20 protein-coding genes are annotated in these 22358 nt (G+C 42.3%); 1 reads left to right on the top strand and 19 read right to left on the bottom strand.

Features of this window, described 5'->3' with window-relative positions; genetic code table 11:
* Positions 1-19: 19 nt before the first annotated feature.
* Positions 20-466 (bottom strand): hypothetical protein, encoded by a 447-nt coding sequence (locus CTT30_RS22485; RefSeq protein WP_255907037.1) that lies wholly within the window; start codon positions 464-466, stop codon positions 20-22.
* A gap of 713 nt (positions 467-1179) precedes the next feature.
* Here CTT30_RS22485 and CTT30_RS22480 point away from each other — a divergent pair.
* Positions 1180-3030, top strand: coding sequence for a replication initiator protein RctB domain-containing protein (locus CTT30_RS22480; RefSeq protein WP_252037778.1), 1851 nt, complete (start codon positions 1180-1182; stop codon positions 3028-3030).
* Between the two features lie 1039 nt (positions 3031-4069).
* Here CTT30_RS22480 and CTT30_RS22475 read toward each other — a convergent pair.
* From CTT30_RS22475 to CTT30_RS22390, 18 genes are all read right to left on the bottom strand, one after another.
* Positions 4070-5185, bottom strand: coding sequence for a tyrosine-type recombinase/integrase (locus tag CTT30_RS22475; protein ID WP_252037777.1), 1116 nt, complete (start codon positions 5183-5185; stop codon positions 4070-4072).
* A gap of 501 nt (positions 5186-5686) precedes the next feature.
* Positions 5687-6055, bottom strand: coding sequence for a hypothetical protein (locus CTT30_RS22470; protein ID WP_252037774.1), 369 nt, complete (start codon positions 6053-6055; stop codon positions 5687-5689).
* A 4-nt stretch (positions 6056-6059) separates the two neighbouring features.
* Positions 6060-6344 (bottom strand): hypothetical protein, encoded by a 285-nt coding sequence (locus CTT30_RS22465; RefSeq protein ID WP_252037773.1) that lies wholly within the window; start codon positions 6342-6344, stop codon positions 6060-6062.
* Complete coding sequence (locus CTT30_RS22460; protein WP_252037771.1) at positions 6332-6622, bottom strand: hypothetical protein; 291 nt, start codon at positions 6620-6622, stop codon at positions 6332-6334. Before CTT30_RS22460 ends, CTT30_RS22465 begins: the two co-directional genes overlap by 13 nt.
* 23 nt (positions 6623-6645) lie before the next feature.
* Positions 6646-7323, bottom strand: coding sequence for a hypothetical protein (locus CTT30_RS22455; protein WP_252037769.1), 678 nt, complete (start codon positions 7321-7323; stop codon positions 6646-6648).
* 349 nt (positions 7324-7672) lie between these two features.
* Positions 7673-7894 (bottom strand): hypothetical protein, encoded by a 222-nt coding sequence (locus tag CTT30_RS22450; protein WP_252037767.1) that lies wholly within the window; start codon positions 7892-7894, stop codon positions 7673-7675.
* A 216-nt stretch (positions 7895-8110) separates the two neighbouring features.
* Positions 8111-8749 carry a hypothetical protein gene (locus CTT30_RS22445; RefSeq protein ID WP_252037765.1) on the bottom strand — a complete coding sequence of 213 codons (639 nt, stop codon included), beginning with the start codon at positions 8747-8749 and terminating at the stop codon, positions 8111-8113.
* Between the two features lie 102 nt (positions 8750-8851).
* Entirely contained in the window at positions 8852-9331 is a 480-nt protein-coding gene (locus CTT30_RS22440) for a hypothetical protein (RefSeq protein WP_252037763.1), read from the bottom strand.
* Between the two features lie 418 nt (positions 9332-9749).
* Entirely contained in the window at positions 9750-10469 is a 720-nt protein-coding gene (locus CTT30_RS22435) for a DNA/RNA non-specific endonuclease (RefSeq protein WP_229631185.1), read from the bottom strand.
* Between the two features lie 9 nt (positions 10470-10478).
* Positions 10479-11126: a hypothetical protein gene (locus tag CTT30_RS22430; protein ID WP_252037761.1), complete on the bottom strand. Its 648-nt coding sequence runs from the start codon at positions 11124-11126 to the stop codon at positions 10479-10481.
* Positions 11127-11180: 54 nt separating this feature from the next.
* Complete coding sequence (locus CTT30_RS22425; RefSeq protein WP_229631183.1) at positions 11181-12230, bottom strand: ArdC-like ssDNA-binding domain-containing protein; 1050 nt, start codon at positions 12228-12230, stop codon at positions 11181-11183.
* Entirely contained in the window at positions 12214-12357 is a 144-nt protein-coding gene (locus tag CTT30_RS22420; protein ID WP_229631182.1) for a hypothetical protein, read from the bottom strand. The genes CTT30_RS22425 and CTT30_RS22420 overlap by 17 nt, the downstream gene beginning before the upstream one ends.
* Before the next feature lie 2 nt (positions 12358-12359).
* Positions 12360-14588, bottom strand: coding sequence for an ATP-dependent helicase (locus CTT30_RS22415; protein WP_252037759.1), 2229 nt, complete (start codon positions 14586-14588; stop codon positions 12360-12362).
* Positions 14585-16966, bottom strand: coding sequence for a DNA topoisomerase (locus CTT30_RS22410; protein ID WP_252037757.1), 2382 nt, complete (start codon positions 16964-16966; stop codon positions 14585-14587). Before CTT30_RS22410 ends, CTT30_RS22415 begins: the two co-directional genes overlap by 4 nt.
* On the bottom strand, positions 16950-17513 hold the full coding sequence (locus tag CTT30_RS22405; protein WP_252037756.1) for a lysozyme family protein: 564 nt from the start codon (positions 17511-17513) through the stop codon (positions 16950-16952). Before CTT30_RS22405 ends, CTT30_RS22410 begins: the two co-directional genes overlap by 17 nt.
* Positions 17514-17515: 2 nt before the next feature.
* Entirely contained in the window at positions 17516-20344 is a 2829-nt protein-coding gene (locus tag CTT30_RS22400) for a type IV secretory system conjugative DNA transfer family protein (RefSeq protein ID WP_252037754.1), read from the bottom strand.
* Complete coding sequence (locus CTT30_RS22395) at positions 20344-21810, bottom strand: secretion/conjugation apparatus DotM-related subunit (protein WP_252037752.1); 1467 nt, start codon at positions 21808-21810, stop codon at positions 20344-20346. Before CTT30_RS22395 ends, CTT30_RS22400 begins: the two co-directional genes overlap by 1 nt.
* Positions 21811-21812: 2 nt before the next feature.
* Entirely contained in the window at positions 21813-22349 is a 537-nt protein-coding gene (locus CTT30_RS22390; protein WP_229631175.1) for a hypothetical protein, read from the bottom strand.
* Between the last annotated feature and the right edge of the window lie 9 nt (positions 22350-22358).

The raw sequence follows: 22358 nt of genomic DNA, 5'->3' as shown, positions 1-22358 counted from the left end.
CTAAAACCATTCTTTGAATTTAGCTTGAGTAAGGGTAAACAACAGTATTCGCCATCTTTAATATAAGTCCTTCCTCGCTACACAATTCTACAGCTTGGCGAAAATCATGAGCTACAAAAGCATCGAGTCGCTCATTCCCCCTAAAAAATTCATAAGTTCTAGCAGGCTGCAAGATGATGAATGCACCTTGTTCATCAGCGATCAATTCCAATACAGCCTTTCGAGAAGACTTAACTACAAAAACAAACGAAACGAAACTGGTATGTTGTGATTTCTCAACAAGCATATCTAAAACCGATTCATTAGATGCTATTGAGCTAAACAAATAAGTCGGTGTGTCTGAAGCTCTTGACTCTAAGACGTGATAAGTTAAACCACAAAAACCAAATGTAAAGAAGTATGGATTGAATCTATCATAATGAACATCATATGCACGAGGTTCAAGTTCGCCTTCTAATTTGAACACTCTGGACCCGTGTGGTGCCACTTCAACCCAGAGCCTCGTATCTTTGGCATGCTTCGCGCAGGTTGAATAAGGTATACCACAGAACTCTGAATATGCATTTACCTTCCCTCCAAAGTGGAGTCCAATGTAGTCTGCCATTGTCATTAGCATAATAAATAACCTTGTGTACCATCTACTTGGCTTGATGTTATCATATTTTGATAACAATATATCGAATTATGATACTCGTGAGGGGGAGATCACAAGAAGACACTAAATATCCACCGATACAGTGTGTAACAGATAGAGCTGCTTGTGCATAACAGCATAAAGATGACTTTTTTCTGTGGAAAACCCTGTGGATATTAGGTTAACAAAAAGCAATGGTACGGTTAAAAAACGCAACGGTACACTAAATTAGTTGCAATGGTACAGTTAAAAATCGCAATGGTACGGATCGATAAACACAACGGTACGGTTAAAAAACGCAACGGTACACTCTAGTCATGGTAAAGAAAACTCGTTTAAATACAGTAGATTAGATGACAAAGAAAAGTCATTATAAGAGAATATAATTAATAAGAAAAATAAGATCAAAAATAGGAAAATAAGATCTTATTAATTAATGAGAAAAACAGTCGTCAACTCGACGGTCCACAATGTTTGTCAAAAACTGATTTGCAAAGTAAAATTAAGCATAGAAAAATTTTAACAGCACTTTTTTTATACATCACATGCTAGCAATCGAACGTAACTCTAGAAAATCGTTTTACTTTACCAAAGACAGGCCTGCTCCTATCAGCGAAAGTGTATTAGCAACTTTTTCAGGAAAAACTGCTCAGAGGGCGTTTCTGGAAGCATTAGATGAGTTACATAAAAAGTCACCTCCACACAGCGTAATTGAATTCGCTGACATCGAAGACAAATTAAATAGACCAGGTGATGATAATTACATAAGGAGGATGTTTAATAAAAAGCCTCTGTGTGATTACATCCAACAGATAGAATTTAGTAGTGAAGCGAATCAAGCCCAAAAATGGGCCAAGTGCTATAGCCTAAATTATGAAAAACTATCAGGTTTACCAAATGATAATGTAAAGGACGGTACCGCATCTAAACCAAGCATTGTTGCTCAGGAAAACAGAGCGGCCAAAGAGCTTGGATACAACAAAAGTATTACAGCATCGATGTCTATAGCTACAGCTGAAGTTACCAGGTTTGTAAGTTTTGCTCGCTCATCAACTCAAACCGAAGATACATTGACTGATGGTAAAAATGGGTATGTTAAAATACACACCGGCAACAAACGTATTGTTGCTGTACAGGACGTTGTAGTTATACTTGCTTGTGTATATTTAACATATGCATACCATAAATACAGACTTCCTTATTACCAACAGAACAAGATCAAGCACCCACCTAATCAAACGTTACTATCACTAAGTGCAATACGAAGTGTTTTGAAGAAACCCCGTAATCCTGATGTTTATAAGATGATCCGAGAATCTCTCGATGTTACACGTGACACAGCATATGACTTCATGGGTGAGCTAAAAATTGACGGCGGTAGCACCTCAAAAGAAAAAGGGATTAAGCGAAGACGAATCCTAGAATGTGACGCAATACTTAACACCCTACCTAGCAATAAAGCAGAAGCAAGAACTGCCTTTTATGATGCCAATATTTTTATATTAAAGTGGGACGATGAGTTGTTCTCGTCCATCATTCAAAGCTCGGCACTTTTCGCTCTGCCTAAAGAGCTTATAACCATTGACCCGGTGTTAGTTGTGTTGTACCTCAAACTCCGTGGTATGGACAGGCTAAAAGTCACCAAAGGATGGGGCGCTGAAATAAACACAGCCCTAAACCAATTTCTGCACAACTATCTGACACTAACTACTCAAGAATTTTTTAAAGTTCTTCGCAAGTACTCACGAAAAAAGATCGATATGGACGGCCTTGACATTGCTGTCAGTGACGACACCGCCACGTTATATTTGTTTGGATATGAATTAACACTCAATTCTGAAGTGAATGAAATAACGATTGTTGCTAGAAGAGACATTGTTTATCAGTACGCCAATGTTGATCCAGAACGAGAAGCTCCTACACATTGGAACGAACTTGCAGCAATGTTAATGGAAATTATTGAAACTGATGATGAAGTAAACGCACGACAAGAACAACGAGTGCTTGAGCAGAAGCAGTATGGCAACTATACAGTTGTTCGCGACCCCGCAATCGAGAAATCATGTGTGATTACTTGTTATACCGATGATAGCACTCTAAGTGTATTGGCTACAATGTTCCAAAGCTTCGAACTGAAACAGGCTGAGCTACTAGAAATGTTCAAAAATATTCGAAGCGCATGTGAGCCAGTGAACATTGGTAAAGTTTCGCTAAAAAACCTCATTCATGAAATGCTCAATTATTACAACAATATAGATGGTGTTTCGATAGATAACCTCGTTGTTTATTTCTCATCTAGAGCAGACCTAGCTAAACGTGTGGAGCGCATGATGCGAAACGGTCTAACAATAGACGAAGATATCATGAGTGACATCGTCACATATCTGGATTCGTAACTCATTCCATAATTGGAGTACAAAGTAACGGATGTCTAGCCACGTGCATTGCGCGCGCGGTTCGATTGCTAAAAATATTTAGACATTGTTGAACCTGAAGCGAAGGTAATTGTTTCGGGGGCTGAGGTGGTGAAGCGCCTCTTTTTTAAAGACATAAAATGTTACTTTGTACTCCAATAAAAATGCTCGAAGATTTGCAATGCGTAGGGTGATATATAATAATAATATGTGTATGTAATGATGATAGTGTGGCTAAAGATGAAACAAAGAAACAATAAGGAGCTAGGTTCAAATGAAACGTGCACTATCACTTATCGCTTGCGGCATCGCACTGGTCATTCATACACCAGTACTTGCCGAGGCTCAACCAACAAACAAGCCGCCGATATCTAAGCGCCCAAAGGATACGACCGAGTATTCTGACTATACATCCATTAGGGATAAGGTTTATCAGCCCAAAGAATTTACTAACCATGACGATTCAGTGGCAAGTAGAAGTAACGGCCAAAGCCCGAATGGAAGTAGGGGAGGAACAGCTCCTGATGCTAATGTGAATCCTGTAAATTGCTCACATCCAGTGTATAAAAATCTGTGTAACGAGATAAAGCAACTTATCGCAAACAATGCATCTGCACCTATTAGTAATCTCGATAGAAAACTTGAATGCCTAACTACTGATGATGTTCATATACGGTATTGGAGTAGTGGTTGTAAAGCTTATGAACAATACAGGTCGTATCACTGGAGTGGGAGTTCGTGTTATTCAAGGGTCCAAGATCGGTATTTGGAAGACACGTGCGGTAACAGGCGAGATTAAGCTTATACATCATCATGAGCACCTGCAAGTAAACCCAATGTTAACTTGCAGGTGATTCGAAACCTAGCATGCCCCCAAACCCTACGGGCTATGTTGTTTCCAAGCGCATAAAGTTTGTCATCAATAACTGACATGGTGTCACAAGCTATCCCCTTCGACTCTAGAATTAAGCAACCATGGCCATACCTATGATTGATAGCTGGCATGAAAATTCGCCTAAGTTTATTGCCGACTACTTCGCTTTCGAGCCATCGCACTGTCTCTAGCGAGAATCGCACGCCCGTAACGCATAATCATGTTTGGAGTTGACCACCTACCAGCCTGCTGGATTTGGGGAATAGTATACCCTTCCTCTAATAGATCCTGGCAAGCTCCAACCCTAGCACTGTGGCCAGTGAACGGCGCTACACCAACCCGACCAAGATTCAGAGCACTCCAAGCTTCGTTGAATGCTATCTCTATAGTTTGAGTGCTAAGTTTGCGATAGACTCTCTCGTGGGTGTCTGGGTCTATTTTACATTTCTGTTTCATTGCTGAATTGTGTTTAGTTATGCCCGCAAATACATATGATTCATAAATACTGGCATCGAGCTTGGCCATGTCTAAGTACTCAAACAAAATACTTACAGCCTCTGCGCTCAATAAAGTTGTATCGGGATCGCCAGAGTGATTTGACTTAGTGATTGGAATAGTAATTATTGCAGTTCCGTCACCAGGAAATTCCAAATCACCAAATCGAATGTTGGCCAATTCAAATGCTCGCAGCATTGTCTCATAGGCAACGGTCAAAATTGAAAGGTTACGGCGTAACAAAAGAGAAGGGGATTGTCGCCAATATTCCGTAATAACATCCAGATGTTTTTCACGGAACGGGGATGCCTGAGTTATTCTTTCACCGGACTTCACCTTTTTTCTATAGATGGCAATCATTTTGTCTCTGACCATTTCATCGATCATGGGGTCAGGACAACCGGTAACTCGATGCATCTTAGAAATCGCCCAGCCATAGGATTTTTTAGAATTCCTATGAAGGGCGCTTTTTTTACACTCGAAAAACAACTCCACCGTTTCTGGTGCCGCCGGAAGAGAATTATGTCCTTCTGTTAAACACCAATCAACAAACCGCCCCCAATTCGACTTAAGTTGTGTCAAAGTATTATCTGAATAGCGCGCTTCTCTTTTTTCAAATTCACTTAACAAGTGACTGATGGCCTGCTGAATTCTTGATGATTGCTCACGAGATAACCCATATTTTCTGCCTTGCTGAATCGCCTGGTTTACATGCTCTGGACGCAATCCAGAAAAATCGTTCAAAGAAGATAATTCAGTGGTTGTCATGTAATTTCCCCCAGATTGAGTCAGTTAAGTAGCAGAACAGCTGTAGATTTCGGAAAACTTTATTTTACATATCGTATGAAGTCGGCAATCTTTATTCGAAATGAGCAAACTTTATTGTCTAAAAACGCTCTTACGGGCGAACTTTAGTGCTTACGGGTAATCTTTATTGTCTCTATACAACACAGATATTGTATGTCAGTAACTACATTTCATCAATTATAGATAATTACAATTATATATAGTTGAGAATTTCAGCTATGAGCGAACCACAATAATGTGAGTTCGCAATACGTTGGGTTTTACCGGTTAAGATTGATGAGCTACTGGCAATTTAATGCCATAACTAAAATATCTAGCTTCTAGAGGTTTAGCGTTATGGCAAAAGAAGCAAACAACGATGTCATCGCAAGATAGAGGTAAGTGCAGTTTTTTGTAATTAGTCTGAGCACACACAATATGAAAGAAAGTGCTGCCAACAAATGAGGTAAGTAGGCCATGCATCTATTCCAACGATTCAGCTTCAGAAAACCTAGCCTTCTCGGAAACCTCGGGATTGGGCTCGATTCCGCACATCTTGCAAACAGCTTGGTAACCTTTTAACTCGTCAAATGCAATGGATACTTTTGAGTCAGTAGTTCTAAGGATCGGAAATACATGACCTTCTTCGCTGATTCTAGCTGAATGAATCAATTCGCTAGCCACTACCTTTTGCTCCACTGCAATGCTGGCTATCGCACTTATACTGCTTACGGATACAGTCAACTCTTCATTTTTTTCTTCAAACTTTAAGTCGGTTAGTGTATCAATGGCCATATAGCGAAATCCTGGCAACTCTGGATGCGTAACAATTTCATATCTTTCAGTTTTCACAGATTCACCCCCTAAGAAACGGCACTGTGGTCAGGCCATTGTTGAGCAACCAATTCGCAATTTCCTGATCGGTTAAATGCGGTTCGACAATAGCCCAACGAAATCCTTTACTAGCCCATTTACCACCAGCGCTTTTGTATTCAACTTCATCGACGTAAACGAGTACTATTTCATTACCATCAGCAGTTGTCAGCGGGTACCGCTCAATATTGTCATCAGTACGAATAGTTGAACTTTCATTGTATATGTAAGTATCAGTAACCACGTCATCACCCATTAGCCTTCGCACATTATATCCAACGCTGAACAAACAACATTGGCCACGTCTAAAGGCAATGTCGCCTGCTCCATAAGCTGCTTAGGGTTAGAGAACCTAATGCTGGCACTTTCTTTTACTAGAGATGCTCTAATGCCATCGATACTTAAAGCAACACTGGTACTTACATCTCTAGCAGTAATAAAGAAAACAATATCCTCTGGATTTCGGCCTGACCATGTAACTGAATGTTCCATATCGCTGCCAAATCGAAGTTCATTAGTACCGACATCATCAGTATAAATTTCCACGTTTTTTCCCTTTGTTAGAACTGTTATTGATTATTTAGCCAACTCGTACGTTTAAGCCGACTACTGACCCCTGTCTCCCCCAGTGTTTCTGGATGTTCCAATAGGAGATAGTTGTTCGCAGCTCCAATTACCTCTGATTCAATATCATCCGCATGCCAAACTTCAATTATGTCAACGCTGTCGGGATTCAGAGCCACATGAGAACGTCCATGTAGATAGCTGTCAGCCCAACCACCAGCTTCAAAGTTTCTGATTCCGTCAAACCCGAAGCTACGAAGCATATCGCAACGCTTACGCTCATCAAGTGGAGGAAGGTAATGGTCGACACTGCTCTCAGGAGTAAATGCAAGCTCATTATACCAATTTTTAGAATTCTTGGTTGATACCCATACTGGTAAAGAATCCCATAACTCCGTAACATTACTGGGGTGTTCACAAATAGGAACATCGATGGTAAGAACGTTAGCATCAGGTTTGAACTGACAAACATACACTAAAGGCGCTCCTTTTTGCCTTGCTCTATAAGAAGCGTGGTTATAAGCTCCCTTGAGCGATGTCACAAAGTAAATCACATTCGCAGCATGAGCACCCTCACCTGTCCCTAGCTTTGTTAAGTCAAACTGTGAAAATCGTTCAGAACGAGTGCCATGGTAAATGAGCTCTCTTTGCTCATTATGAGTTTTAGTAGCAGCGGTTAACACCTAAATATCCCCTAGATTTCGCATTAGTTATTCCTTAACGCAGCCTTTTTGAACATTGTAAACTGCACCTTGGTAACCGACCGATCCGTTACTGTCATTTGCACCGCTATTTTGTAATACGCAACCTGATTTAATCGCTAACTACATTGTACAACGATACGGTATAATAAGTTCAAATACACATCGATGTTATGTGATAGCTTCTTCGGGTTCCAGTGTTAAGAAAGGTGTACTCTATACGTCTCGTAACAACCCTTTTTTTGCTTATTTTTTCATTTAAGGTACGAAAGTTTCAAATGTCGAAGGACAATAAAGCTTGTCACTTCCAATAAAGTTTGTCGCTTTTAGGTTATTTACGACGTCTCTTCTTGGAGATAGCTGCTTGAACATAGTCATGAGACCCACGCAAGGAAGCCCCAGCCTCAACAGCCTTAACTCCGAGGTTTATCCAACGTTGACTAATAGCATCAGGTTTATTGCTTGCATCTTCTTCATAACCACTGTCAAGAAGGTTGTAAATAATGCTGCTTAGTGTATCTGCTTCTGTTTTTGTTAAATTAATCGTCGCCATTGCGACCTCCTTTGATCGAATTATGTATCCAATTTCACGAACCGTATTTTGATCAAACTTAATTGGTACGAGTATCGTAGATACCTCAGCATTGAGCCTGCAAAAATGATCAAACTATTTTGGTCGCAAGCCTCAGCTTTCATTGTAATCAACCCAATTTATGAACACACTTTTTATAATTATTGTATGCCGACATCAAAAGTTCTGGGGATAATTTCACACGGCCTCGTTTATTGCATTATCTAAGAACATCGAAAAAGCATTCTGTGCTGTAATTATAAGGTTACTCCCAACCTCATAATTTCTACTTGATGGTAGTTGGATTGAATATAAGAGCGAGTTTGAATCTTGCTTATTGATACAGATTTCTAGTTCCTCTTTCTTTCTGTTTGCTTCATAGTACCGCAACAGCCATTCTACAAATTCAGTGGCAGTACATTGGTGAGGTCGAAATAATAAGGTAATAATATCGTCATTGTCAGATTCTGCTAATACATCAATAATGATCGCAGCTCTATAAATGGGGCTATCGGATAAAGCCACTGCGTGACCACACATTGAATTGAGTTCCATTTCTTCAAAGCACCAACCTTGTTCATATAGATAGTTCAAGTATTCTTTGTGAGATAAGAGGTGAGGTTCGAAGTAACCGTATTTTTCAGTTAATCGGCCTATATGATTTGGTTTATTTTTGCCCAACTTAAATGCCCATGCTCCGGCAGTCTCTGCACTATATTCTTGATCAGCATCGTCTTGAGCTTCGATGCCGCTATAGTAGCCGTCTAGGTCTGCTTCCAGTTTTAGGAAGTGCTCATTATCGGCCCTTTCTAGTTCTTCATGTGTTTCCTCTTCCATTTTCGTACTCCTTTTAATCCATTACACGTTAGCGATGTTTATTACCTTTTAGTGTTGTAAATGGCAGATTCACTAGACTTTAAATCAGCCGGAGAAAAGCACTTAGAGTCTACTGCCACAGCTAGCACAATACTCACCCCCATGACCTAGGATGATGTTAAGTAGTAGGTTTGTTACCAATCTTCCTAGCACTAAACGAATCACTGCAAGCGCTATAGCAAAGCATGAACCAATACCCATCATTGGATTCAGCAATATATTAACGTAGTGCTGATAACCATTCGCTTCAAGCTCTTCAATCGGGATGTCTCCAAGAATAGATATGATATCCAGGTAGATTACCCGCAATTCGATGGCCATATATGGAGCAATAGAAAACAACACAGCAGACGAGGTTAACAAAGCTAATGTTCTGCGACTACGCCCCGTTTTTAGATCATAAACAAACGCAATCAACAGCGAGAAACCTAGCATAAACATCATTAATGACGGGTTAGGAACGCCGGATACATAGATGTTTAAACCGTGTATGAACAACGCGGTATGCAACACTAAAAACACAACCCCCACTCCAAAGCGCATAGAACACCTCATTCATCTCGGTTTGACCAGGTTACACAACATGTTTCTATATAGCGTGTGATAAGGATGCAAAGCTCTAGCTCAACTTTAGGTAACTGAGTTAGAATGAAACAACCTTCTAAATCTTGGTCAAATGCAATTTCGTAAACTATATAGCGCCCTACTGAAATTGTGACCTAAACTCAGCGCAATTGGAGCAAACGCCAAGCTCCCTTTCTCGATCTACAATCAACCAGTGACACGCCTTCCCCTTATTGAAACAAGCCTTACTATCACTACAACCACAACCAATACATACTGCTTCAATTGGCAAAGGACGGATACGAAATACTCGAATTTTGTTCATATACTTCTCCTAAAGCTTACTTTTGCAGAAAAACCCTTCCATTCAGGGCAAGAAGTCAGACTTGCGTTGTTGTTAGCTGTAGTTGCAGCCTGACAACATCGCGTTAGTCGAAGCGGCTTTGAGCGTCTTCATGTATTCAGGGATTTGTATCGACACGCCAGCTCGCTCCTCAATTTCACTGACAGAGGTAATGTATAGATCGATATTGGATTTGGTCGCTTCAGGCGAGTTGGGTATCCACCAGCTAATAACATTATTTTCCGTGACAACCACTTTCCAAAATGCTTGCGGCGCCATGATGCCGTGAGAGATCATGAAATTGCCATCCTGTGGTGATTCCCCAGCCCACACTCCTCCGTATACTGATACTGGGGCGATGTCTCGACGACACTCCACATACAGCTCTGTTTGATACCAAGCGCCCCTGTTCATTTGTGCAGCCATGGGTAATACGTTAACCATGCTATTGGACTGAGTGATGGCAAGTTCGTCGGAATCCATTGCATTTGCTGGAACTAAGTGGCCACGATCGTACTTGACCTCACCATGGCTTTTGTAAGTTCCTTGGGAGGTTTGTTGGCATCGAGTGGGGACATTGGGATCAAAGTAAAATGAGTCATGCCTTTTGAAATTATTACTATCCGGCTTAGGAGAATAGCTCCAAGAGACTGCCGACTTAGTAGAGCAGTCAAGCGTTACGGAAAAAAGCTTGTACTTCACGTGTACTAACTCGGCGTGGGCAGTACTTGATATTGCTAGGGCCAGTAAGGCTGAAGTTAAAACACCTTTCATATTCACTCCTCAAGCAACGGCCATGACAGGCTTGGTATGTGGCATGAATTGTTGTTCATCATCTACAGGCTTGGACTTTAGAATTTGCACCTGGCTATTCGCAATCTCATATTTGGGCAGGTGTTTATAGGGTGTAGATAGAAGCGTTTTCATATCTACCATCACGGTATCCTTATCTATCTCAGCACGCTGCTGTGCTTGATACTCCGATACCAAAGTCTTGGTCATTTGCTCATTGAGGACAGACAGACGCAGTACTCGTGTCAGCCTGTTGTTGTCAAAATGGTCAATGAAATGCACCTCTATCTGCATGTTGCTATCCAAGGCTGGAAAGCGAGGACTTATGGTTGCATCGTTTGTAGCGCTGATCGGGAGTAAACTAAAAGTACTTGCACCGTTCTCATCAATGAATCGCAAGCGAAGAGCCAATACTGAATCTTTTCTATACAGTGTTGCATCCACCGATTCGATATTAGCGGCCGTAGAGGAAGATAGAGACTTTAATACAACATAACTCTTTTCACAGCCAAAAAGGTCCATCAACACTCTGCTTTTGGATGCGCAGACAGACTCGGTCGGGTAAGGCTTGCCAATGTGATGATAGAAATTAACGTTATCACGAGAGACATATGCTGGTGGTTGGGATGGTGTTTTCATAATTACCTCAATGTTATTAACTGACCAAAATAATATAGCACAACAAGAGAAATACTAAAAGCTTATTATTGATGAACACGAATGCTGAGTAGTTGCTTCAGACTTTGCTGTAACTCCTTCCGTTTTACTTTTTGCAAACATAAAGAAATCGTGACTAATCATCGTCGTGAACTGAATATGCGCTTGTCGTACTAATGGATATAGAGCCCCTGCAATTACACAGCGACGATAAGCCTGCTCCGCGACTAACGTATGGAAAAAGCAGTTGTTCATATCCAAGCTATTTAAATACTCCACCAGTGACGACGAATCAAAAGGACACCGATAGTCCACCAGCAAGTGATTACAAAACATCATCGATGCTAGAGCAGCAGCTGAATCAGTATGAATACTGCAAAGCTCTGTGTCTGGTAAAGCACCCATCATCAATAAATGGAATAGCTGATATAGGTAATCACCATTACTTTCAAAGCAGCTAGGTAATGCAATCGTAATCACGCGGTCGGAGGGGTCATAATGAGCCTCACACATCTCCGGATTAAACCGCACTTGTATTTTTAGGTTGGATACTAAGTTGCCGACTAAAGTATCAACGAGCGTTGTATCTTCGAATGGATTGTGGATCTCATCCAGTACATTGCTGGTGGGCGTTACAGGCTTAGCGGTAAGGCTGTTAGCGCTAAAGACGTTGATATATCCACGATTCGGCTCGCTCTTTCGTGACAATGTCACTGTTACATCTCCGCTATTTTCATCAATTCGTTCGTGAGTCTCATAAGCACTCATTTTCAATACAGGAATTCCATGCGATCCCTTCGACACTCTTAGGTCATGTTCTGCGAACTGGTGAAACTGAGCAAAGCGCGGCTCATAAATGCCGGTAGATTTGAAGTCCTGGTAGATTGAAGAAAGAAGATACAAACCGTTCAGGCCGTCATAGTAGTTACAACTAATTGGATTAACAGGTAGTTGCAGTGCTCTTGGCGTGCAAATGCGGAAGTCTGATGACTGCTCAAAGGCATCAAGAACAACGCTCCTACACCTAGCTCGCGCATCACACCAAGTTTTATCTTTCTTAAAACTGGAATCACTCTTTTTCACCATGATGCCCTCCCTGCTCAGTTGTCATTATCTCCAAATCATCGAGATAACCATCTTCCAGCACAAATGCGTCTAACCTTGCTAAGAATTCAATTTCTTCCGTTGTGAGTTCTTTGGTTTCTTTCGTCATATTTACCCCGCTTCACGCAGATCTGATTGCTCAATGACTGGTAGATCTAGAATGTACTGCAAGAAATCTAGAGGCTGAGTTTCGTAGTAAGAGTTGCGGTACTTGTATTCTTTATGTCTGGTGATATACAGCTGCAATCGTGCTCGCGTATTAGCGACATAGAATAAGCGCAACTCTTCCTGGTAGTTTAGTGATGTTGGCTCTGATGCTGTTTTGTCCTTAAACCAAGTCTCATCTGAACATCCAACAATGAATATTGCTTCTTTCTCTAACCCCTTTGAGGCATGAACAGTCATTAATTCGATGTCGGAAGTATTTTCTTCTTGGTCTTTTTTCGTCCGCTCCGTGATTAGTGGCCTACTTTTCAAATACTCATGAACGTTGATTGACTCATGTACGAGTCGGTTACGATTCAGCAAGTATGAAAAAATTGAGTCAAAATCTTCGTTGATGCGCTCTTGGTGCCTAGAGATGGCGTTTGCTTTTACTTGCGCTGAAGCAAATGGCATAAAGAAAGACTGACAGTAGTAACTCTTCAATTTTGCAACAAACTCTTCGACTGCCATTAAATAGGCATCCCCTAGCTGTTTCTCAATTTTGGACTTTTGCCCGGGAGGTAGTCCGTCATACTGCATGTTCTTGTGTCGGCAGTAGTGCTCAAATGTACGCACTCTTTCGAGTCTTGCAGACAAATCAAATAGCGCCTGAGCTATAGAGTTCAATACAACCCAAGACTGTTCACTTTGTGAAAAATGCTGATTAGTAAAATACGAAATGGCCTTATGGTGATTCCCAGCAAACCCATGCTTTTGGAACAGCACGTTGTATTCCTTTCTATCGATACTAAAACCTGAGTTTTCAGCGATAAAAGTGCTCATGGCTTTTTTTGAGGATGGGTTAAACAGAATATGTATGAACAACACAATATCCACGATACGTTCATCTTCATAGAGTGACTTGTCATCAGACCCACCAACACGCCTTGCTGGCATGTTCCTTTCGATCAACTCGTTCTCCAACGCATCCCCCAGCTTACGGTAGCGATACAAAACGCCCATCTTGTGATAAGGAATCCCTTTGTCTCGTAACCACTGCATCTTTGTCGCAATCCACTCAGCTTCAGTTGAAGGGTAATCGGCTTCATGAAAAATTACCGGTTCATACGGCTTAGCTGCATTGCGTGGAATCATCGGCTCATCAGTAACTTTAAGTGTCATCTTACGCGCCAAGGCATTTCCAACCTCCACGACTTGTGAAGCACTTCTAAAGTTATCTGGCAGATTAACCAGCGTGTGGCGCGGAAACCTGTTCAGTAGTTCAATAAAGAGCTGGGGGTCGCTCCCCCTAAAACCGTATATTGCTTGCTTAATATCACCGAAGGTCGACAAACCCTCCCCATCACCTGCTAGCGCTACAACAAATCGAAACTGACACAGATTACTGTCCTGAAACTCGTCCACCAGCAGTTGAGGATGACGCTCTCTGAGAGTTCGACGCACGGCTGGATCTCTTTCTAGTAGGTGCGCGGCCTGAACTAACACTTCATCTAGATCGATCATTGAATGCTTTCGGTTAATCTCCACATACCTATGCCATATTTTCAGGCAATAGAAATTCCTTCGTTGCGTATCATTTAGGTTTGTGGGTAATTGGTCATAGCTGAGCAGCTCTTGCAGTGTAGATGCAACGCCATGAAACGCAGCTTTATTCTGAGCGAAATAACTCGATGGTGAGTGACCAAACGCTCTCACCAGTGACATCCACTCTTTAAGCTCCATGGATTTTTCAAGTTGCTTGAAGTCACCTAGCTGCTTGTTTGACAACGCGATATCGGTTGCTTGGTTTAAGTGGAAAAAACTATCCCGACCAGAGGCAATTTTCCATAGCTTAAAGCCTTGTTTTTTAAAAAAAGGGAGATGGAAGTTAGGCTTAAGAATCTTATTGATAGCAAACTGATGCATGGTTGTTGCTAATGCCATTTTTGCTAGTGACTTTCCGGCCATGTCCTTTATGCGTCGATCCATTTCTTTAGCGGCATCACGTGTAAAAGTGATGGCCACGACCGGAGGATGTTTGCGTTCGCTAGAACGGTATTTCAAAAGCAAACGGTAGACCCTTCTAGTAAGAACTGCGGTTTTTCCTGCTCCAGCCCCTGCTGTTACAGCTGTGCACCCTTCATTGGTAATCGCGGCAACTTGTCTTTCCGTCATGCCTTCTAGATACTTTTTCATTTAGTGCCTTTCATACGTTTTCTGAGCTCTTTAGTCAGGTCCACGACCTTAGTTCGGGATTTAAAGATATTTGACGGAATGGGATACTCAAGTTTTTGGGCTAACTGCTTCAGGGCTTTTACTTGTGCGACTCTAGGCTTCCGCTTCGCTTGGCAGGAGTCAATGAAATCGCTGCAAGCCTTAGCACTTTTTCTGATGTTAGCTGGAACTTTGATTCGAACGAGCTGGGCCATGGTATAAGCTTTGGTGAGCTGTTTCTCACTTGGTGGAGCATCCTTAGAAGACTGATTAACACGAAGGTTGACACGCCTGCTGTCTCTTAAGGTAGCGCTGTCAACATCAAGCCCACTTTGCGCGAACTCTTTCTGCGTTTCTTTACTGTAAGGTAAGGGGTTAGCTATAAGAAAGTTATGACAGCTTTGAACCGTCTTAAAATCGGCTAAGGTAATGTCGACATTTAACGCCTTGGCTCTTTCTTCCACTTGAGTAAGGTGCTGCTGAGAAGCGGGAGATGTAGACGTTCGTAAATCCAACTGACCCATATTGAACATTCGGCAAAGATACTGAACTCTCCCAAAGACATCCGCTATGAACTCACTACGCATGGCATTACATTCGTCATGGTCGAGTGTTTGTTCAATTTCAGCTAACTTTTTCTCCCACCGCGCAGTTAAATGTGGTGTCTTAAACTCTGGTGGCAGTATTTTTAGTAGAGCGATGCCTTTGTCAGTGATAATCGCATATCGAATCCCTGCATCAAAAAACACATCTATAATCTTACGCTCTAACAACTTGGCCACTGCTCTATCTCGTGTTGCGGCTGTGCCCAAGCCTGCCTGTTGCATAATTAGCGGAAGCTCGCTAAAGCAATGGTATTGCGGTACATCTCGCTGGTGTTTGATCGTGCTCAGTTCATCAATTGAAAAGACATCACCTGGAAGCAAGTTGGTGAGTTTGTTGTCGCCTTCGCCAATAACCTTTTGGCAAGTAAATACACTGCGGTTCTCACCAAGTAAGCCTAAACACTCTTCTTTGAAACAAACTGACAGTGTTACTTCTTGGCCATAGGTTTCCCCGCGCATAGCGTCTGTGAAACGATTGCAAATTGAATTGTAAACCTGCTGCTCATTGTCGTTTAGCTGACCAGGCGAAACAGACGCATCGGTTGGAACAATTGCGCTATGAGCTAGGTTACTATGTTCTTTAACGCATTGTGGACTAGTAGAGTGCTCCAGAGATCGAGCAAGTGCGCATAGATTGGCATCATCTCCATCTTTTTTTGAAAAACCTTCATTTCGACTCAATGATTCCAAAAGCGAGGCTAGTCGCCCATTACTGTAGTTCTTTTCTGACAATGAATCGTTGTCACTCCGTGGATAGCTAATTAATCCTTTCATGTACAACGATTGCATGGCGCTCATCGTTTCACTAGGCGTCAGGTTCTTCATTTCCGCCTGTATCGATGCCGTATTATGGGGAGCTGGTGGAGAAAATGTTACGGGCTTCACTAATACTGACACCACCGTCACTTCTTTAGATTGCTGCTCGCGAGCATTGATGTACTGCTTAGATAGTCTCGGGTGTGACAATAAGGATCCATCGGTTTCGGATAGTTCGGGATCATAATTAAAAAGGCACTTGTATCGTCCAATTTTCGCGGATAACTGCGGTATAAAGATTGCCCTTACATCGAATTGTTCCACCTCCTTGCATTTAAGTGCAATGAGTAATGCTAGTGGAACCTGAAGCCTACCGATTGATAGTGTGCTCGATTTTGCATCTTTGTAGCCTGTAAAGGCGGGGTGCAAATCGCCGCTACGAGCATGATAGGTTGCCACTTGCGTCAAAAGAGCATAAGAATAATCAGCCGCATCGCGTGCCGAAGAGGCATAGAAGCGAGATTTAGTTTCCGTCCCATCAAGGAGATTGGCATATGCTTCACAAACTAAACGCCTAGTTAAGCCGTTAGACATATCCATACGATAGATGCGTGCTGAAGTGTCAGCAGCATTAAAGAGATCATAGAAAATCCGCTCGCCCTCGCGGTCAAAATCGCAGGCATTGATAATCATATCGCTGTCTTGCATATTGGATATGATTGTGGTGCGCAGTCTTTCTGATGTGAGCTTGACACCTCTTATCTCGACAGACAGTTTCTTCGGAATGGAGTAGAGTGTCCTTGGAAGATTGTTGAAGTTATCGGGGGTCTTCCAATCATAGATTTCCGGCTGTTCATGACTGGTTTCATAGAGATGGCCATGTGCAAAACAAATCTTATCACCATGCTCATTAGCGAAGTGATCTTCACAAAAATAACCAAAGCCCAAAGAACGGGCAACAATATTAGCGGTACGGTACTTTTCAGTCACAATAAGCATACTTACACCTTAAGCGCACATTAACTTCGGCTCCGTTGTTTATAAAATCAGTTTGGTCCTTAATAAGATCATCGTAGATTTTTACCAATCGCTTCTTGTATCGGATGTGAGGCGCTTTGTTTTCGGCCATCGAGTACCAGTGGTAATTCGCCATTGCTGTTAGTGAATCTTGAGCTGGTTTAGCACGATGTTTGAATATAACTCCTCCCACAAGTACGTTTGTGCAAGTGTTCTTAAGGACTTTTGCCCAATATTGAGGGGTGATTGAATAGCCAATTCTTGGTAGCTCAACCGCCCAAGTCTCATAGTTAATCTGCATAACTCCAATGTCATGCGTTTTGTCGGCATTCTGTCGGTACTTACCTGTTCTCCCCCCCTCTGCAATTGAGATGGTATACAAATAGTTCGGGTGAACATTTAAGATTCGCGAAGCTCTAAGGATGCAACGAGCAATGGGTTCTCTCTTTGACTCTGAAGCCGCAATCTGCTGGTAGTATGCGATTTGCTGCTGACTAACATCGTGGTCTATTGGTATATCTGTAAACATGATTACCTCTCCCCAAAAAAGTCATCTAACGCGGAGGCATGTTGTGAATCCAACTCAGTTTGGTAGCGATCTGCTGTTTCGCTCATTTCATTTGCAACATCAGTGGTAAGGCGCGACTGCTCTTCAGAATCCAGCGTTGGAGGAGTCGGTTTCGTAGGGTAGATCTCTACATCCAATAGTTCGCGGCTGATTTCGTCTGCTGACAACGATGTTACCTGCTCGATATCCTTGACTGTCTTTTGAGTTTCAGTATTAACTAGTGGACTGTTTGAGCTGGAAGAAGTATTCGAATCCGCTCCCTTCTTAGCTGCACTGTCTTTGTCTTTCTCATCTGTTGATGTGTCAGAGTCCGCACCAGAAACAACAATTCCATATGACGGAGCGCTTTGGTTCAAGTCACCTGTAGCAGCGCGATCAAACCAACTCGTACCACTAGGTTGAGACGAAGTAGCATCATTATCATCTTCCCGTTCAGAAGTCCCATCACCACCAGCTACATCACTTTGACTATCAATGTGTTCGGAACTTGCTGAAACAGCTTCGTCATCGACATAATCGGGGATGTCATAACCCCCAATTCCAAGCTGTTCACTGTAATACTCACTATGAGAGGCGAATGCATCTTGAGCATCAACGATCATTGAGTTTTCGTTGCTGTCCTCAAGTACTTCTTCAATAGTGCGGTTTTCAAGTCGAGCTTGTCGCTCCAAGTCGGCCTCTTCCTGCAATTCCTTTGTTGTACGATTAACTTTCTGGATGTCCATTTCGACAATCGTGTCCACCATTGCAAACACAAGAACATCGAAAGAGCGATACAACTCGAATTGCTCCTTTTGTTCAATCCGAGAACAAATACCTTCAACGTTTTGCACGAAATGATTTGCTACTGCGTTTGGGCTATCTTCAGGCTTTATCGACGCCAGAGTGCCATCAGTTGCTGCTGTTTCGAGGTCTAAGATTGCACGGACATATTGAATATGTGCATCTGTTGGGGGTTCTAATTCGGCGAAATGGTTTAGATAGAATCGGTCTAAGACACCATCACGTTCATCATCGGCGAAAAACGTAGCGCTCTTAAATGGTATTGGGTTGCCTCGATAAAGGTAAACCCCTTCCATTGGTTCTGCACCAGCGATATCGCGTTCGTTAAGAACGTTTTCCTCAGTTTCCTGAAGGCGGTCACCTGGAACCCAATTACCCCATATGTCGCGAGTTTTCTCAGCAAGGCGCTTAACTCTGAATGTCCCAAGTGCTTTAGATATACGATCATAAGTTTCATACACGTCTTGTGAACTGAACAGATACCAGTTGTTGAAGTTAGCTTGCGACTGTCTAGCTTCTGACAAGCCAGCGTCTTCCATACCTTTAAGAGATTGACCGAGTAGAGTTAGAGACACAAGGCGGTCACGCATCAAAGACAAATATTGGGATAGACCTTTCTGATAGTAGTTGAGCACTTCATCCAAAAAAACTCTCACAGGAACAATGCGACGAATAGCCAAACCATCAACCACATCTTTACGCAAGCCTTGCACTCGGTGACCGAACATACTAGAAAATGCTGGTCGCAGGGAACCAATGAACAGTCTTCCCAGTTCAGCCATCGCATCCGGCTCTTTTTCGATAGTAGGCAGTAGGACTAGCAATATCTGACCGTGCATGATGGCATTGCGTGGATTTATATCAGACCCAACCGTACTGAAGATATGGCCAAACGTACCCGCCATTTCATTAACTGTCTTCGACACCATCGACTTGTTGTAGGTATGCTGCTCGTCTGCTTTTTGGTTTATTTCGATGTCAGCATCTGGCGAGGTGAAATAAGAGTCATTAATCATGTTCAGTGTTTTCAAGTATTCCCTAAGCGCTTGAGTCTTTGCCTTTGGAATGTCTTGACGAGAAGCGAGTTTAATCATCTCCCGTAGTCCAAGGTTTTGCTGTAAAACCGTGATATCTAGGTGTTCACTTTGGTTATCACGCAACCACGTAAGTGGAGGAAAGACACCAGCCAGCATGTTAGATGCTCGATCTCGGAAATAGTCGTTGCTTCCCCCTTCGCTGTTCCGCCCAAAACTCATAACGAGACTTCGAGATTCTTCAGAGTTTGTTTGGGATAACACGTTAAATTTATTGGATGGATATTCTTCATCCAGCATGGAGTCTGAATTGTGTTCGGCCCCTCCCGTTAGGAAGTTCATTAACCTCACGTCATGTATTCGCCCTGTTCTTACGATGTAAAACAGAAAATCATACAATCCATTTACTGAGCCTTTACCATCTGCCAGTAGGACGGGAGCACCATGCTTGATGTAGCCTTGTATGCAGCTTTGGAACAGCTGTGAGTTGAGAGTAACAGTTTTTCCTGAACCAGTTGTGCCCGTTATCAGGCCCATTCGAGTTTCGCGGTCGTTAGAGATCCATAGCTGTCGGCCAAATAGCATGTCATAGCCGATAAGCATGAAAGCATCGCCAAGTTTTAGGCGAAAACCACTCTTTGCGTTTTCAGACTCGTATTTCTTTCCTTTCTTCTTTTTCTTAGCCGTATGCTTAATTTTGTCTTTGGCATACGGTGCACTGATAAGGTAATCAATTTGAACGCTTATGCCGTAGAAAAACAGCGGGAGTCCAAGGATAAAAATAAAATTGGAAACCGAAGGGAATGCCAGTACCAACACACCTAAGAATGCGAATATTCCGGAAATTATAATCGGAAGAGAGTCGAAGAAAATCGCAAATATCGACCTATCATCGATCATATCCGTTCTTTGATCGAATAGACCCGTTTGCATCGCATATCGGGTTCTCTTAGCGAAATTACTAGCCCCTGCCATTACAATTCACCTATATCCCGATGGGCGCTATCAAGCGAGTTCGCGTTCTCTCTTGAACCTGTTCCGGCACCAGTACTATTAGCGTCTATATCGTTCAGGATATCTAGCTCACCTTCTAAACTGACTGAGTCAATTTGGTCAGTGCTTGTAAGAAATCCTTCGTTTGACATGCCATGTGTCAGCCTTGTGAGTATGTCTTGGAAGTCCGGTTCATGACGTTTTAAACGTTGGTATTCCTTTTCTAACGCATCAACCGCCGTGATGACTTGAGGCGTTGTGATTGCCTTACCTAGTTTTATTTCAAAATGATAGTGCGCCATCACTCCGTTAGCTTCCCAGAATGGTTTTTCTTCAGAAGCGCTATACATTGAGAAATACAAGATGCGGTCTTGACGCCAAAGCATATAGAACTCAGATGAGCCTATTGGTTCATTGGCACGAACAATATTTAGAAGTGAGACTAGATACGTGCGTGTGTACGCGTGCTGTTTGGTCAATTCAATAACCAATTTCTCTAACGGTACACTTGGGTGGCGATACCGACTGCAAAGCTCAAAATAAACATTCCGTTCGATGTGATTAAACAGCAGTGCCACATCACTGGCAGCTCCCTTAAACTCTCGTCCGTTATTTAACAACTTATTAGTAGCAAAGCCTCCAACGATTCGACCTTTGTCGTCTTTCTGTAGAGGTATCAGCTGACCATCTTGGTCAAAGAGGCGCGGTGCGTTTTCTTCATCCAAATAGAAAGGTGAGTTCACTGGCGGGTTGGTTAACTGTCTCTCATAGCTTCGCTTGGCTCTTTCACGTGAGAAGTTGAATCGATTGTTCTTCCTATCAATTAAAGCAATAGGCTGGAATATTGAGTCTTTTCCGCTCGATACTAACCTTTTGTGTTTTTCTAGTTCTGATCTAGAGGCGTTTGGCGGCGGGTTAGCCGTCAAATACTGATTCGGCTGCATTCCTTGTGCATGCCTATTGTGATAGTCACTTCTATTGTCAAAGTCATACACCAAATGATGTTTTAGCGGGTTGTCATAGACTAAAACCTCATTCGCTTTGCTTTCTTTCGCGTAAAGCTCAATCATTGTTTGAACATTGAGTGGCTCTGTTACCGTCCAGTAGTTGTGAAATAGTTTACCAGCGACAATGAAAAAGAAGGGGGCATAGAAAAAACGCAAGTATTGATTAAAGTAAGCTTCAAATTCAAACAGCCAGCTCCAGTTCATTTCATTTGGTGCGGTAGTTCGGAGAACATTGATACCTTCCAAAAAGAAAGTGCTATCAAACGGAGATGTAAGCCAGTACCAGAAGTAAAGCTCTGCCATTCGCCCCCACTTCCAAAAAGCAAATAGATATGCTTCATAGAAGTTAAACAGTAACAAGCATATGACTGCCAGACTACCGTAGTACCAGAAACCACCAAATAGGGCCGTTTCAATATCATCATTGTTTGAACGACTCATATTCAACTTTCCTGAGCTGGTTTTTTAGTAAAACAATGTTTTACAACGTTATACAGTGATACAGCTAACCAGAGTAAGGTAGTAATGAACGAACCGTCCGTCTTGATAGAGCCCTTGGACAAATCTACGACAATTCGAATCAGAGTGAGTGTGAATACTATGAAAGTGGACAGCATTATGATCTGATTCCAGATCATAGAATTGGATTGCAGGTCTATTCCTGTTTCTGGGTCCATCGTAGCGTGAGTGTCAATGAATGAAGTGAAGTCATGTTGAGAAAAATAGACTAGCACTACAGCAATGATGATTGCATAAAAGCGCCCAGCAGCCCCGGCAAGCGCACCAAGATATTCGGGCAAAAACATTTGCCCTCTAGATTGCTGCCAACCATTGCGAATTCGCCTGGCAATAAAGGCCAAAAACAAAGCCAACATTATACCGATTTGCTGACTCACCAATGCTGTAATGAGCGTAGCGATTGCAAAACATAAAACCAATGCCAATTGGACTTTAGGTACGACACCTGTCTTACTATCCATTTCTTACAT

Origin of the sequence: Vibrio coralliilyticus (assembly GCF_024449095.1) — a bacterium.
GTDB classification, from domain to species: domain Bacteria; phylum Pseudomonadota; class Gammaproteobacteria; order Enterobacterales; family Vibrionaceae; genus Vibrio; species Vibrio coralliilyticus_A.
This window is presented reverse-complemented; position numbering and strand designations above follow the sequence as displayed.

What these genes read in the sequence shown, in the direction of transcription:
- CTT30_RS22480 (WP_252037778.1), top strand. Translation starts at nt 1,180, where the DNA reads ATGCTAGCAATCGAACGTAACTCTAGAAAATCGTTTTACTTTACCAAA.
- CTT30_RS22475 (WP_252037777.1), bottom strand. Translation starts at nt 5,185, where the DNA reads ATGACAACCACTGAATTATCTTCTTTGAACGATTTTTCTGGATTGCGT.
- CTT30_RS22450 (WP_252037767.1), bottom strand. Translation starts at nt 7,894, where the DNA reads ATGGCGACGATTAATTTAACAAAAACAGAAGCAGATACACTAAGCAGC.
- CTT30_RS22445 (WP_252037765.1), bottom strand. Translation starts at nt 8,749, where the DNA reads ATGGAAGAGGAAACACATGAAGAACTAGAAAGGGCCGATAATGAGCAC.
- CTT30_RS22440 (WP_252037763.1), bottom strand. Translation starts at nt 9,331, where the DNA reads ATGCGCTTTGGAGTGGGGGTTGTGTTTTTAGTGTTGCATACCGCGTTG.
- CTT30_RS22435 (WP_229631185.1), bottom strand. Translation starts at nt 10,469, where the DNA reads ATGAAAGGTGTTTTAACTTCAGCCTTACTGGCCCTAGCAATATCAAGT.
- CTT30_RS22430 (WP_252037761.1), bottom strand. Translation starts at nt 11,126, where the DNA reads ATGAAAACACCATCCCAACCACCAGCATATGTCTCTCGTGATAACGTT.
- CTT30_RS22425 (WP_229631183.1), bottom strand. Translation starts at nt 12,230, where the DNA reads ATGGTGAAAAAGAGTGATTCCAGTTTTAAGAAAGATAAAACTTGGTGT.
- CTT30_RS22420 (WP_229631182.1), bottom strand. Translation starts at nt 12,357, where the DNA reads ATGACGAAAGAAACCAAAGAACTCACAACGGAAGAAATTGAATTCTTA.
- CTT30_RS22415 (WP_252037759.1), bottom strand. Translation starts at nt 14,588, where the DNA reads ATGAAAAAGTATCTAGAAGGCATGACGGAAAGACAAGTTGCCGCGATT.
- CTT30_RS22410 (WP_252037757.1), bottom strand. Translation starts at nt 16,966, where the DNA reads ATGCTTATTGTGACTGAAAAGTACCGTACCGCTAATATTGTTGCCCGT.
- CTT30_RS22405 (WP_252037756.1), bottom strand. Translation starts at nt 17,513, where the DNA reads ATGTTTACAGATATACCAATAGACCACGATGTTAGTCAGCAGCAAATC.
- CTT30_RS22400 (WP_252037754.1), bottom strand. Translation starts at nt 20,344, where the DNA reads ATGGCAGGGGCTAGTAATTTCGCTAAGAGAACCCGATATGCGATGCAA.
- CTT30_RS22395 (WP_252037752.1), bottom strand. Translation starts at nt 21,810, where the DNA reads ATGAGTCGTTCAAACAATGATGATATTGAAACGGCCCTATTTGGTGGT.
- CTT30_RS22390 (WP_229631175.1), bottom strand. Translation starts at nt 22,349, where the DNA reads ATGGATAGTAAGACAGGTGTCGTACCTAAAGTCCAATTGGCATTGGTT.